This window comes from Legionella lytica, assembly GCF_044626755.1.
GTDB lineage: Bacteria > Pseudomonadota > Gammaproteobacteria > Legionellales > Legionellaceae > Legionella > Legionella lytica_A.
This window is the reverse complement of the sequence record NZ_JBGORX010000001.1, coordinates 1-13178: the sequence shown is the minus strand read 5'-3', so window position 1 is coordinate 13178 and position 13178 is coordinate 1. Positions and strand designations below refer to the sequence as shown.

Sequence of the window (13178 nt, the reverse complement as noted above, 5' to 3'; positions counted from 1 at the left end):
ATCTTGTGGATACCCAGGTCAAGCTCTGGTAATTCTTAATGGTAATCATGATGAAGGGAGGGGAATCCATAAAACCACTTGACCCTTTAAAATTCTTAAATACAATCCCCCTACTAAATTTTAATATCAATTTAAAGGAGTAATTAATATGCTTGGAGATTCAAACACCCCCTATAACAATGATAATGACTCGTTAACGAGTTATTATGTTCTATTTACACTTCTTGTTGGTCTCGCGACCACCCTTTATTTAATTACCAGAGCTATGTCTCAAAATCGTCTAGCCTATAAAGACCCAAGTGCTCGTCTCATAGCCGGTTCATTAACCATGATGATGAACACCCTACACACCACGAAAGGTGATTTAGAGATTAAAGATGCCGGAGGTCAAGTCCTGGCAATAGGCCCACATCGAACAGGCTTGGTAGATGCTGCAGTTACCGCCTCCAAAATTATCGGCACACCGCCACGCTTTTTTGCCACTGATGCGTTCAATGTCCTACCTGGCGTCGGCGCTTTTATGAAGATGTTTAAAACCATTCCAGTAGTAGAAAAAGCAAAAAGAACGACAGGACAATCTGCAAATTCTGGAGTTATCGAATTAGGATGCGAAGCACTTGATAATAAAGATTGTGTGGCTTTGTTCCCTCAAGGTAATATAGCCAAACTCGGCCAAGATCCACATCCAGTGTACGCAGGAGCCGCCAAGATGGCTGTGAAGAGTAATGTGCCTATTCAAGTAATACGACTAGATGGTTTCGGATTCGAAAAATCGCTATTACCCACCTTTATTATCAATAATACGATGTACCGCGCTATGTTTTCTTTATTTTCCATAAGAAATATAACCGCTACACGCTGTTGTGTAATTGATTTTCATATGCAACCAGAGAATAAACATCTAACAGATGAAGAAAAAATCGATGAGATCTGTGCACAAATGTACGCTTACTTCCGCGAAAGCAAAGACTTAACACCTCAACAAATTAAGAAAATTGACACAGATATAGAGAGCAAAAAGCATCTTCTCATTTGGGGAAATAAGAAAGCTCAAGAAGAAGCTAAGAAAACTTTGTCAACGTTGAAAAAAGAAGAAGCTTTATTTGATGAAACTCCCTCATTCAGTCAGTAAAGCAAACGTAGGCCATAGCCTAATTATAGAGACACAAATTACTGTCGCTTACTCCTAAGAAAGGCCGCTCAAATTTTAACTAATCACCAATTACGGTGAGTAAGCCCTGAGAGATGGTCACAAAGGTGACCATCTCTCAGGGGCAAACCGCGTTAATTGGTGGGTATTATTGGCTAAAACCCTGTTTAGAGCCCTGCTCGCGTTTTACGTGATTGGTGTAATTTCTTATAGCTCTCAATCAGTCGTAAATGAGGCTCAATACCTTCAAGGGCCAGGCTTGTTTTAGTTAGTCCGTAAAAACGTACTGTCCCTGTGACGGAACCAACTACATTTTCCATCACCTCAACCCCAAACATCCGATTGAAACTCTCCATAAAATGCTCAAGCTCCAGATCGTCATCTAAAACGACTTCAAGTACAGCATTTACCGCTTGATAAAACAAGCTGCGTTTAACTGTATTGTCGTTATATTGTAGATACTCCTCGACCAAACCGATGGCGTCCTCATGCGCGCCAAGTGCAAGATAAATCAAGATTTTAATTTCGATAATAGTCAGCTTACCCCAGACTGTATTCTCATCAAACACAATACCAATCAAGGTACCGATATCAATGTAGTTATCGAGTTGGCTTTCTTCCAAACGATTCACTAAATTCTCTAATTCTTGGGTGCTTAATGAGTGCACATTTAAAATGTCTTCACGATACATGAGCGCCTTGTTCGTATTATCCCAAATAAGATCTTCAACTGGATACACTTCTGAATAGTCAGGGACTAAAATACGGCAAGCTGAAGCGCCAAAATCGGATAGATTAGCAACATAGACTTCTTTACCTATAGACTCTAAAATGCCGAATAACTCCTTAGATTCTTCTTCGCTAGTGCCAGAGAAATCCCACTCACAGAACTCATAATCGCTTTCACTGCTAAAGAAACGCCAAGAAATCACTCCTGTCGAATCAATGAAGTGTTCAACAAAGTTTTCAGGCTCCGTAACAGCCATGCTATTAAATGTGGGCTTGGGAACATCGTTTAAACCTTCAAAACTCCGGCCTTGCATCAGCTCGGTAAGACTACGCTCTAATGCTACTTCAAAGCTTGGGTGCGCACCAAAAGAAGCTAATACTCCACCCGTTCTAGGGTTCATCAGGGTGACACACATAACCGGGAATTGTCCGCCCAAAGAAGCATCCTTCACCAACAGCGGAAAGCCCTGCTCCTCCAGGCCTTTAATGCCTGCGAGAATACGAGGATACTTTTCGAGCACACTCATGGGCACATCAGGTAAAACCAGTTCTTGCTCAATAATTTGGCGTTTGACCGCGCGTTCAAAAATTTCTGATAAACACTGTACATGGGCTTCGTGTAAGTTGTTACCTGCACTCATGCCGTTGCTTAAGAATAAATTTTCAATTAGGTTTGATGGGAAATAAACCGTTTCCCCATCAGACTGACGAGTATAGGGTATGGCGCAAATACCGCGGGCTTTATTACCTGAATTAGTATCAATCAGGTGCGAACCATTTAATTCATTATCAGGGTTATAAATATCAAGGCAATAGTCGTCCAAAATACCTGCAGGCAGCGCATCATCTTCTTCTAATGCAAACCACTTTTCATTAGGATAATGCACAAATTCACTGTTCGCTATTTCTACACCAAAGAATTGATCATTATAGAAAAAGTTATTATTCAACCGCTCAATAAACTCTCCTAATGCAGAGCACAGTGCGCTGTCTTTGGTTGAGCCTTTACCATTAGTGAAACAGATAGGTGATGCGGCATCACGCACATGTAAAGACCATACATTAGGCACAATGTTGCGCCATGAAGAAACTTCGATTTTCATACCCAAGTCAGCTAACATGGCGGTCATGTTTTTAATAGTTTGTTCAAGAGGCAAGTCTTTACCCAGAATAAAGGTATTCGCCTCCCCTTCGGGCTGGTCCATCAACATCGCATTGGCATCAGCACTCAAGTCGTCAACGGTTTCTATTTTAAATTCGGGGCCAGTTTGCACCACTTTCTTTACCGTACAACGGTCGATAGAACGTAAAATTCCTTCTCTGTCTTTTTCGGATATATCATCAGGCAGTTCAACTTGAATTTGGAAGATCTGGTTATAGCGGTCCTCAGGATCAACAATATTGTTTTGCGATAAACGAATGTTTTCAGTGGAAATATCACGAGCCTTGCAATACACCTTGATAAAGTAGGCAGCACAAAGGGCTGATGATGCTAAGAAATAATCAAACGGACTCGGAGCAGAGCCATCACCTTTATAGCGAATAGGTTGATCAGAGATGACGGTAAAATCATCAAACTTGGCTTCGAGTCTTAAATTGTCGAGAAAATTTACTTTGATTTCCATTGAGTATATCCAAAGTCATGCACAGCCTACAGGCCAATGGCATTATGATTATGTTTAAAAGGCAAAAGAGTCATTCAATGTTGAGCTAGGGTTACTGTCATTTGAAGAAAATCTTTTGTTATTTGAGGCTAAAATAAGCCTAATTAGCTAAAACTAGCTGAAATATATCATAGAGTACAATATATTTGCAAAATCAAACTATTAGTCATTGAAAGTGAAGTAATTTCAACAACCTGATGATACCAGTTTAGGTCGGGCATAGATCTAAGATCCCTTTAATGCTTGACTGCGTAATTCACCCTTTTTTTTATCAGCCAAAGAATACTTAAGCGACCACCATTAGGCCATGAGTCCATGAGTCCATGAGTCCAGTGGGGGACGGTAAATAAAACCAAAATCTTTAGGCAGCTGCCGCAGTACGATTTTCCAAAATAGCCACGTCCTCTTCCACCGCCATTAGAAAATGGCCCTCTCTTTGTTGCCAAAAATAGTGGCTTCGGAGTCTTCTCTCCGCTAAACGAACCTGGTCAGCAGTATTTCTATCAACCCCGGATCCTATAAAAACCGCGACTAGAGCTGCTGAAATTGCAGCCGCTAAGGCGCTCCCTGGGTTTTGTATTCCCCATCCAATCATTGATACAATACCTGTAAAATCAACCATTATGTTCTCCTTCTAACCAGCAATATTAAACGGAATATAATGGGCCTAAATATTATCATATTGATTACTTTTAATCCACAAATATATGTATCAAATATTTAAACAGCTAACAACGATACCTAACCGAATGCAAACCTCATCAATGGCACATACCGTATAAAACAAGGTATTGTCTCATTGTTTTTTACTTTAAAATAAGCCCGGAAGATTAAAATATATTCACATTGATAATTTTAACCACTTATGATTAGTTTTAATTTTAAGAGAAGTGTTACAAGTGAACACCAGTGGCAGCGAAGACGAACTGGACGAAGAATGTAAACAACTCGTGGAGGAACATGAAACCATGATAAGCACCAAAATAGAGACCTATCAACAGCTTCTGCTACGGGCAAACAATTAGATTTAACTATCCAAGAGTTTAGCCAAAAATTAAATGAGGAAGAACAAAATCATCGTCCCCATAAAAAAATGAATAATTTTATCAGAAATATACTAATGGCAAAGCAGTGCCCTGCTTTGCCATCAGTAATTAACAGAATCAATAGAGGCACACTCGAGTCAACTAGAACGCTTTTTTCACTTATTTATATCTCTCAACGAGGAGTCAAAAAATAACTAAGCGATTCGGTTTCAAGATTGACATCGACACAAGGTTGTACTGCCCCCTGTTGTGTTGCGCTTGGGAAAAGAAAAGACCGATCGGTTAGAGGAGCGCGCGGAACTAGAGACTCACTAGTCTCGCTATCATGAGCAGTTATTGCTGTCAGCTCAAGAGCTGGGGGCTTGAAGCGAGCACGTAAGGAGCGAGCTGCTGTTCCAGCAAAAAAGTCTCGCTCCAATAACATCTCTTTAATAGAAGTTGTTGGGCTATCAGGAATACTCTTAGCTGTTGAGGTGGACCATCCATTAATTATACCCGCAATTTCACCATTTTCCGTTTGTGATTCATTCAGCCCTGCTTGCCTTTCTAAAGGTGATATCTTTTTTAAAGCCCTTAAAACTCGAACCTTCGAACCCTGCGCAAGAGCTAGTTTGGGCCCAGGATTAGCTGATGCTTCTGTTCTATTTTGAGAAGGCTCAAGCTCCAGTTCCCGATAATGTTGTTGCGGAGATCTACCCTCTGGTCCTGATACGGGAAAAAATCGGGGAGAGCGTGGACGATGAAAAGGCTCGGCTCTCATAGCAAATGCATTTGACTGGCCAAGTTGAGCAGCATTTTTAGAAGCGGTATCAAAAGCATTAGAAGCTAAATGAGGCATCGGCGAACCAAGTCTGGGTGGAGTTGATAGGCTTAGGGCGCTGCGTATTGCTTCAGGATCTTGAGGATTGATATATCTATGAACAACTGGCTTTGCAGGCTCTTGCATTCTCGCAGCTTCTCGCTGAGCCAGCCTTAATTGAATCGCTTTTAAACTTTCATACTCTCTATTAGGCACTATCCACTCCATCTTTATAAAAAGAGAACAACTATATCATTTATTGCCCTAAATGTACACTTGTTTTCACACATATTTAAGATGACTAGCCCGCTCACTACCTTTACCATCTATGAATGGATGCAGCTGTTTCACAAGATTGGATGAAATTAAAGATTTCCCCTCATTTCATGGTTGGAGTCCTAATATCATGCAAACCTGCTTATCATCTGACTATTCACTTGATGATGAGTTTCATTGGATTCCAATATTTTTCTTATAAACTACCTTTGCTTTTTATCTCACAGATTAAAGGAATAATTAATATCAGCGTCTGAAACAATAGTTATCGAGGAAATGGAGCAAAACAAACTAAAGCAAAAAAATAGCCAATCAAAACAAGCTTTTTTCTCTCAAAGCATAAAACTACGGCTGTAGTTTTTGTGTATTTAAACCCGATTTAAGCAGTTATTGGAGCAATATTTCACGTCAAATTGTGCCCCTAGGTTTTTAGTATTTGCACCAAATAGATTGCAGTCACATTTTATTAGCTTGCCCACCAGCGACTTGAGGTGGTACGTACCACCAATCAAGCCGTTGGCAAGTGCTAATCCACATCATATTGGCGATAAACTCCGAGTACTCTGCAATGATGTCGTTGACGAATAAGGACAGGCGTCTTTACGGTGGTGCAATTTATCCAAAATTGGCCCCGCATAGGATGCAAGAACATCTTTGAACATAGCATATTCATCACCCAACATATCCCTTCCAATGGTTTTGTTAATTTGGTGGCCTCCAAGAAAGTTCTTAATCAATGTGGGTATGGCAATAGTACCCATTTGCTCAGGAAGCATTTCAACATAGATAACATGCTGATTATCTTTTTCTGCGCCTTTTCCGCCATGATGCAAATACATATTTTGGAAAAATTGTTTTTCAATTAATCCTTCACGTGGACCATGCGGTCCAACGATAAGCACCCGGGATGCATTGAGATCAACAGCATATTTATCCTGCCATGCCGTTATTATCGTGTCTAAGCCAGTTAACTGCAGCTCTGTTGCTTCCTTTGCATATTCTATATTAACATCATGAACCCATTTCAAATAATTTCGATACAATTCTTGTACCTGCTCTAGCTCAGAGCATAAAATGGCCTGTTCAAGGGCGGATAAGGTTTTTTCTATCACAAGTTTATGACGATGCAGATGTATATCATCTAACTTTTGCAGCAGGCCTATCATTTTTTTGAGTTCCCCCAAAGCATGTTCTCTATGACTCAAAGCAATAGCCCCAGAACCGATGGATTTTAAAATCATACCTAACCAAACAGATAGATGTGAAATAGTTTTGAGCAGCTTATAAGCTTCTCCCATGGCCGGACTCATGCTAGTCGCCAACTCTTGAAAGCCCTTATCAGGAATGTTATGCCACAGCGATACCTTACCATTGAGGTAAACAATGACATGCGAAATAACAGTCAGTTGGAATTGTGCGTGTGTGGTATGCGCATGTAGAAACTTTTGGGTTATTTCATCGCAAACGGAATGAATGGTCTGTGGTACGAGTAAATCTGGAGTTTGAAAGAAACTATAGGGAGAGGATGAAGCTATAGGATTAGGCTCATTGACTAAAAAGGTACCCCCGACTCTGTTTTATAGTTGCCACTTCCGTTGTACCAAGCGTAACTGATGTATCTAATATCTCATTTTTTTCTAACATGACAATGCTCCTTAATTACAAGTTAATGCATAACCAGAATACGCCGATCATACACAATGTGTCAATGTATCGGGCATATTTATGGGGTAGATTAATAGATTATCAGTGTATAGTCATGAGTTGTCCGGTTTTTAGTATGGCTAGGCAAACATGAAGCAGACAAAATGGCTATCCGATTTTCAGGAAACTTTTTGCAAATCTTGTATATTGCTTACCTTATATGAGCCATCCCTCATTGAATCAATTTTAACTTTCATACTCTCTATTAGACTCTATCTTTATCAATAAAGATAATCACGGCTGGGAGGATGGACTTAACTGACCCTCCTCAAAAAATTGCGGCATAGTTGGTCTGGATAGCTCTTCCGCAGCCACCACTTCGTTAAAAGAAGAACTCAAATAACATTCACTTGCTAAATAACCTAATACTTTGTCTGTACCTTATATAATGAACCCGTATTGATCAACATTAAGGTATTTTGCATCCCATCTAAAACCATATGCAAAAGCTCATTTCTCCCACATATATCAAATTTATTAGGATCATCTAATATTGCCAGCGGAAATCCATTCTTCATTAAATATACTTGCAAATCCCTGGCGTAGTTTCTTTTAAATAACCAGGCTCATTGCGCTCGAAAGGAATCCAAGCTTTATCCAAATCACCAGATCCCATAATTTAAATTGTTCTTTTCTTTATCACTAAAAACCCAGGTAGCATTCTCCAGTAAACTCTCTAAACAAATTGATAATAGAGGACCTTGATTTAAGTAGTGTTCAACAGTTGAGGAAAGATAGTTACTTTGAAAAAAGCGATACAGTTACCCTATTTAAAAAACAGGTTAGCATTTAATTTCCTCTCTTTTTCCTGCTTCCATCCATCGATGAAAAACTGCCATAGTTCCTTTGCTAGGATTTTCAGTCTTAATTGGTATCTTGCTGAGAGGTATGCATAAGCTTGTAAAATATTTGCGAGCTGGGGTACGTAATAATTTAGGCATAGCGAGAAAGCATTTTATTTGTTTTTATGCCTTGTATCTTACAATAATGATAAAGAAATTATCACTTAATCAATGGGTCACACTCGATTGAAAATTTGGTTTTACACCTTACTATGGCCTATAGCTTGGCGAATTTGCAACACCATATTCAATCCGCCATCTCCTATCGTTTGGCTCATAATCACTTCGAACCTCGAACTGTTCATTTTCATTTATTTTCAAGTCACTTATTTGATTTAATGCCATTACTCTAAATGTTATGGGTTTTCCTTTAGTGAGATGAGAGTTAGAAGTACCGCCAATTTGATAACAAAGCAAAGAATCTACCTGTGGTTTTTTTATTAATTTAAATTGTGGTGTCATCAAAGGCACCCCATAATGGTAGGGTTCCGCTACTCTTAAATGCCCTTTATAATTAAAAGATATCGTATTCCTGGCATCTATAGCGACTTTCAAATCATCCTTGATACTCATGTTATTTTCCTCCATGACCCCCTCTTAAAGTATAGCTAATTGAAAGGAAACAAAATCCAAACTATTCACGTACCGACACTATTCAGTCTTAGCGAGTTAAGACCCATACTGAACCGAGGAACCCAAAGGGTCAAGCCTTGCTTTTTGCGTTTAACCTTAGAAAATCCCTCAAGGAACCCAAAGGGTCAAGCCTTGCTTTTTGCGTTTAACCTTAGAAAATCCCTCAATGGAACCCAAAGGGTCAAGCCTTGCTTTTTGCGTTTAACCTTAGAAAATCCTCAATTGATTCATTGAATAATAAGAATAAATAAATTAAATTTGGATTTATAGGGAAAAATAAAAACAAGGTAAGTCCAGCATGGTTAGAGCATTACGTATAGAATATCCTGGAGCACTGTATCATATAACTACGAGAGGCAATAAGCAGGAAAATATTTATTTATCCGATGAGGATAGGATTTTATTTTTAGAGATTCTTTCGCACGTCTGCATGAGATGTAACTGGGTATGCTATGCCTATTGTCTTATGAGTAATCATTATCATTTGCTTGTTGAAACACCGCATGGGAATCTGAGTAAAGGAATGCAATTATTAAATGGAATTTATACACAAAAATTTAATCGAACACATCGTCGTGTTGGCCATGTATTCCAAGGTCGTTTTAAGGGAATTTTAGTAGAAAAGGACAATTACTTACTGGAGCTTTCTCGGTATATTGTTTTAAATCCTGTAAGAGCCCGCATGGTCGTGTCCGCTGATGATTGGGTTTGGAGCAGTTATCTATCAACTATAAATCAGTCAGCAAAGCCTTCTTGGTTATCTACTGATTATTTACTTTCTTTATTTGGTCAAAATTTATTAGAAGCAATTAAACAATATCAACAGTTTGTTAAAGAGGGCATGGCTGTTAATGCTCCATGGGATAATTTAAAAAATCAAATTTATCTTGGTTCAAATTGTTTTGTTGATGACTTGCAGAAAAAAATTGAGCAAGGAAAAAAATTGCTCTACATACCTCAGTCACAGTATATGCCGGTCAAAGGTTCACTAAAGGAGTATGAGAATAAATCATCGAATCGAGATGAATGTATCACACTAGCTTATGCTACGGGACAATTTAGTTTGGCAGAAATTGGCGAGCACTTTGGATTACATTATTCATGGGTAAGTCGTATTGTAAAAAAACAGAACAGAAACAGAACAGTAGAGCAAAAAGCAAGGCCTGACCCTCTGGGTCTGGAAGGAAAATAAGTGATTACTCAAAGGGTTGCAATCATTATAAAGTTATCTAAAAAGCATGGGGTCAAGGCATTGACCCCATTTTACATCAGTTAAGTTATGAGGTGGTGAGACACTGATCAAATAACTCTGTACAAACTGTCATTGGCATTTTTTCTGTAATCGATCATTCATTATAGGATTATAAAAATCTTCAGCCTTCAAAACGTTATCTAAACTCAATTGCTCTCCTTTTTTTAGATCTCCTGGATATTGACTTACAAGAGCTATAGGGCGAGCACATTCCTTCGATAAATCTTCAAGTAGGCTAACTGTTGAAACCGCTTCTGTCTTGAAAGCCCTAAATCGATAAGATAAACACAAATAAATATTGGGTAATATTTCAATCGGTTCTTTAGAGTCCATTACACTGGTATCCACAGATCCATTAAATTTCAAATCTGGATTGCCTTCTTTAAACAAAGCCAGGATAGCATTTACGTTTAACTCATTAGTATTGGAAATTAAGTAAACTGGCTGAGTTTTTGCCTCTTCCACTAATTGAGAAAGCCTATCTTGAGTTTTTTCACTGAGCTTTATACTGGCATTCCAAGCATTAGCAAGAAGCGAGTCTCTTGTTTCCTTATCCATATCCTGCATGAAGTAGAAGATTTTAGATAAGTTCTCTAAAAATTCTTGTGTACTTATTTTGCCTAATTTGTAAGGCTCAATTAGTGAGGTGTAATTCGCTTGGTATTTTGCCATGACCCAAGCATAATTAATCCAATTTTGGAAAAATCCTGGCATGCTCTGTAGACAACCTTTACTATGTTGATTACACATTTGAACAAAAGCAGCAACAGTTTTATCTATTGAATAGTCATGAGTCGTGGATAAGTTAACAATAAGCGTCATCTAATAAGTACTCCGAAATTAAAGTTATTTATTATCTTAGATTACTATTTTGATTTCAATTTATAATCAGAGTGCGCATTTTGTATTTCATCGACTACTAATAACAATACATTTGCTATTTGAAAATATTATGTGCCGTAGTTTTGAAAAAACTTTGCAAAATAATGAAAAATTAATGCTATTGCGGAATCTACTAATCACGAGAAACCGAGAGGGTCAGGCCTTGGTTTTTGCTTTCCGTGGTTTCTGTTTGCCTTCTTCCAGAAACTCAATATGTGAAAGCAAAAAGCACGGCCTGACCCTCTGGATTTTCTTACAGGAGTTAGAACAGCCGAAATCTGAGTAGCCAAATGGTCAGAATTAGACTTTGAAAACTCCTTATGGACTATAAGTATTAAGAGAACTCAAAGCCCACAGCGATTCAGAATACGTCATTACAGGCGCAGACGATCAAAGTATTTTATCAGACCGAGCTATGCCAAGAGCAGTAATCAGAATACAATCACGAGTCGGCATTCCCCACTGGACAGCTCACGATTTAAAACAACCCTTTGCTACTCAGCTTGGAGAGGCTTTGCATGTTGATCCAGTGGTGATTGAAAAATGTTTAGGGCATAAGATGCCGAAGATCATGGCTACTTACAATAAGAATGAAATGCTACCTCAAAGCAAAGAGGCATTAGAAAGATGGAGCCAACATCTTGAATCGTTAACTTAAGACAATTCAGACGTAGCCCGGATGAAACAACGTGAAATCCAGAAAACCATGAGCGAAGCGAATTCTTTCTAATAAGCATCTATTCATTGATTAATAGCAAAGCCCAAGGGTAGGGATAATTTGTCCCTACCCTTAGTTAATGAACATAATTGAGTAGTAAGCAACTGTTTCCAAATTGGAAAGAGTCCAGTATTAGATCATTCTTCGAAGATAGAAACTACAAAAATACATATGTTCCAAAATGGGATATGTGTTATTTGTACCCAACAAGCTAAATTTTTAATGATTTTAAATCAAATCTTGTAAACTAAGTTTACAAAAACTATAATAACAATATGGAATAGAAGTAATGGTTAAAAAACCTTCTAAAAAAACAGACCAAGAGCTTTTTGCTTTAATTGAGCAGAAAATTAAAGAAAGAAACTATCTCTTTGTGACGCATGCAAAAGAAAGGCAAAAACAAAGAAATATTTCAGTTCTTGATGTGCTCAATATTTTAGAAGGTAAATCAGGCTATGTGAGAAAAAGAAACAAAAGCAAGGATTCCTATGAATCCAACTACATACATGAAAAACCGCAGGATTGGAAATACTGTATTGAAGGTAAAGATATAGATCGGAGAAAAGTACGAATTATTCTTACATTTATTGATGATCTGATGCCCATTATTACAGTGATTAATTTAAGCGAGGAGGAAACACCATGAAAACTAAAATTGAACCCACATTCCTTTACGAAGGACTTGGTTTTCCTATTGAATTAGAAAATGTAACAATGATTAACATCAATGACGAATGGCTTCCAAAAATTGATATCCGCTATGTTGCTGATGAAATAATAAAAAAATTGGCTATCCAAGAAGAAAGATTAACGGGAAATCAAGTGAAATTCATTCGCTCCTATTTTTCCATGCCTCTACGTCAATTTGGTGAAACAGTGGTTCATGAATCGCACACAGCTGTCAACAAATGGGAAAAATGTGAGGATGAGACAACTAATATGAATGAAAATACCGAACAGGTATTACGACTCTATATAATAGAACAAACTCAAACTAAGACCAAAGCAGATCAAAAGAATTTTTATTCGAACTTTAGAAGAAGCAGAGAGTTTGTAAAGTCTAAAGGCAAAAAACCCAAACCAATTCAATTAAAACTCTGCGCATAAATTTTTTGCACTAGCACCAGTTGGTGACATTTTGTTACCAACTGGTGCTAACAATAATGATCAAAATTGGACATAAGGGGGCTCTACACCATTTGAGGGGGCACTTTAATCGTATTAGTCTAAACTAACCTATTGATTTGACGGTCAAAAAGGAGATTAAAGTGCCTGGATCCAATCTTATCCTAAATTTACCTGGATTTTCTATAGTAAAAGTGAGTGGATATCAACCATTGTTATTAGATGTAACTTATAAGCGCTTAGCTCATTGTGGTCATTGCCAAAGTAAGAGAGTACGCAAGAAATCATCGCATATAAGGATGGTGCATCATGAGTTAATAGGGCATCGTCGCAGTATATTAAGGTTTAAAGCCTATAA

At 38.1% G+C, this 13178-nt stretch carries 12 protein-coding genes and 1 pseudogene; 7 read left to right on the top strand and 6 right to left on the bottom strand.

What is annotated here, in order from left to right; all coding sequences use genetic code 11:
* Positions 1-148: 148 nt before the first annotated feature.
* Positions 149-1132 (top strand): lysophospholipid acyltransferase family protein, encoded by a 984-nt coding sequence (locus ACD661_RS00065; RefSeq protein WP_400185393.1) that lies wholly within the window; start codon positions 149-151, stop codon positions 1130-1132.
* Between the two features lie 185 nt (positions 1133-1317).
* Here ACD661_RS00065 and ACD661_RS00060 read toward each other — a convergent pair whose 3' ends face one another.
* Positions 1318-3504 (bottom strand): OsmC domain/YcaO domain-containing protein, encoded by a 2187-nt coding sequence (locus ACD661_RS00060; protein WP_400185391.1) that lies wholly within the window; start codon positions 3502-3504, stop codon positions 1318-1320.
* 400 nt (positions 3505-3904) lie between these two features.
* On the bottom strand, positions 3905-4165 hold the full coding sequence (locus tag ACD661_RS00055) for a hypothetical protein (RefSeq protein ID WP_400185390.1): 261 nt from the start codon (positions 4163-4165) through the stop codon (positions 3905-3907).
* Positions 4166-4442: 277 nt separating this feature from the next.
* Here ACD661_RS00055 and ACD661_RS00050 point away from each other — a divergent pair, with 277 nt between their 5' ends.
* Complete coding sequence (locus ACD661_RS00050; RefSeq protein ID WP_400185388.1) at positions 4443-4568, top strand: hypothetical protein; 126 nt, start codon at positions 4443-4445, stop codon at positions 4566-4568.
* A 193-nt stretch (positions 4569-4761) separates the two neighbouring features.
* Here ACD661_RS00050 and ACD661_RS00045 read toward each other — a convergent pair whose 3' ends face one another.
* The 3 genes from ACD661_RS00045 to ACD661_RS00035 all read right to left on the bottom strand — a co-directional run bounded on the left by ACD661_RS00045 (position 4762) and on the right by ACD661_RS00035 (position 8783).
* A complete protein-coding gene (locus ACD661_RS00045) occupies positions 4762-5604 on the bottom strand; it encodes a hypothetical protein (protein WP_400185386.1) in 843 nt (280 codons plus the stop codon).
* Between the two features lie 596 nt (positions 5605-6200).
* Positions 6201-6974 (bottom strand): hypothetical protein, encoded by a 774-nt coding sequence (locus tag ACD661_RS00040; protein ID WP_400185385.1) that lies wholly within the window; start codon positions 6972-6974, stop codon positions 6201-6203.
* A gap of 1446 nt (positions 6975-8420) precedes the next feature.
* A complete protein-coding gene (locus ACD661_RS00035) occupies positions 8421-8783 on the bottom strand; it encodes a hypothetical protein (protein WP_400185383.1) in 363 nt (120 codons plus the stop codon).
* Between the two features lie 358 nt (positions 8784-9141).
* Between ACD661_RS00035 and ACD661_RS00030 the strand changes: the two genes are divergently transcribed.
* Positions 9142-10035 carry a transposase gene (locus ACD661_RS00030; RefSeq protein ID WP_400185382.1) on the top strand — a complete coding sequence of 298 codons (894 nt, stop codon included), beginning with the start codon at positions 9142-9144 and terminating at the stop codon, positions 10033-10035.
* Between the two features lie 129 nt (positions 10036-10164).
* Here ACD661_RS00030 and ACD661_RS00025 read toward each other — a convergent pair whose 3' ends face one another.
* Positions 10165-10917: an HAD family hydrolase gene (locus ACD661_RS00025; protein ID WP_400185381.1), complete on the bottom strand. Its 753-nt coding sequence runs from the start codon at positions 10915-10917 to the stop codon at positions 10165-10167.
* A gap of 312 nt (positions 10918-11229) precedes the next feature.
* On the opposite strand from ACD661_RS00025, the pseudogene ACD661_RS00020 reads away from it, so the two are divergent.
* The 4 genes and pseudogenes from ACD661_RS00020 to ACD661_RS00005 form a co-directional block, all read left to right on the top strand.
* Positions 11230-11635: pseudogene (locus ACD661_RS00020) on the top strand (tyrosine-type recombinase/integrase); the annotation flags it as partial.
* Between the two features lie 349 nt (positions 11636-11984).
* A complete protein-coding gene (locus ACD661_RS00015) occupies positions 11985-12341 on the top strand; it encodes a DUF4258 domain-containing protein (protein WP_400185379.1) in 357 nt (118 codons plus the stop codon).
* The gene (locus tag ACD661_RS00010; RefSeq protein WP_400185378.1) at positions 12338-12802 is read left to right on the top strand and encodes a hypothetical protein; all 465 of its coding nucleotides are present in this window, start codon (positions 12338-12340) and stop codon (positions 12800-12802) included. The genes ACD661_RS00015 and ACD661_RS00010 overlap by 4 nt, the downstream gene beginning before the upstream one ends.
* A gap of 161 nt (positions 12803-12963) precedes the next feature.
* On the top strand, positions 12964-13178 hold a 215-nt coding region (locus ACD661_RS00005; protein WP_400185376.1), incomplete at its 3' end, for a transposase family protein.